This is a genomic window from Mesorhizobium sp. M7A.F.Ca.ET.027.02.1.1 (assembly GCF_004022985.1).
Lineage (GTDB): Bacteria > Pseudomonadota > Alphaproteobacteria > Rhizobiales > Rhizobiaceae > Mesorhizobium.
On the sequence record NZ_RZOL01000837.1, the window covers coordinates 1 to 879 of the forward strand.

Genomic DNA, 879 nt, shown 5'->3' on the forward strand with positions numbered 1-879 from the left:
GTGTTTATCTCTGTGACACGTTGGAGCTGCCCTACAGGAACGATCAGAACGACATCAGTGCGATCAATCCAGGAAGCTTTTCAGGGAGGGTACGCACTGATGGGGCCCGCGGGTGGAGAATCGAATTGGATTATCCCGCCAAGCGCCTCTACATTCAGATCCATTCTGGCAACGTTCCTTGGGAGGTGCGCGGCTGCGTTTTGGTGGGCGATGCTGGCGAGACCTGCCAGATTCGCGGGGGGTCCAGCCGTCAGGCCATGAGCCATATCCAATCGCTGTACGGAAGCTCCACCGAAAGGCCGATCGAGGTCCGAGTCGTGGAAGACGTGCCCTAGTAGGAACCGGAGAGCTAGTCGGGCAAGAGTTGCTTCGCTTCCTTCACCGCCGCGGCGCGACGGGCATCGAGATAGTCAGCCAAATGGCGGATTCTCCAGCTATTCCCTGAACCGCTGTGTCTGTTTCCGGGTTAAGACAAGGTTTGTCCGAATGACGTTGATGCGGCGCGGTGCTGCCAGCCCACTTGGCGTGGCCGCGACACGCAAGGTGAGGTTGGCGTTCAATCGCGTTGGGCGTTCGACGATAGTTGCCTGCGCCTCCGTCACGCGCCGCGCTTGGCAGGCTTCGTCTTGAAATACAGCCAGTTGAGAAACGCGTCGGCGTCCGTGAAATCGGCGCCCCCGATGCGCCTCCGCAGCGCGTCGATGGTAGCGCACAATTGCGTGTATCGTTCGGCTGACAGCGTTGCGAGAGTTGGACTTCGAGGCGCGCCGATGCCGATCGCCGAAAGGGCCCCGGAGGTATTGCCGTTGAAGACAGCGTATCGCTTCGGGGCGAAGGTGCAGAGAATCTCCGTGATCATATTCACGCCCACGCCAGGAA

At 60.0% G+C, this 879-nt stretch carries 1 protein-coding gene and 1 pseudogene; one reads left to right on the plus strand and one right to left on the minus strand.

Translation table 11 applies throughout. The annotated features are described in order from the left end of the window. On the plus strand, positions 1-335 hold a 335-nt coding region (locus tag EN749_RS38410), incomplete at its 5' end, for a DUF5675 family protein (RefSeq protein WP_210214768.1). Positions 336-598: 263 nt separating this feature from the next. Here the strand turns inward: EN749_RS38410 and EN749_RS38060 are convergent. Continuing rightward, positions 599-879, minus strand: a pseudogene (locus EN749_RS38060) (NgoFVII family restriction endonuclease); the annotation flags it as partial.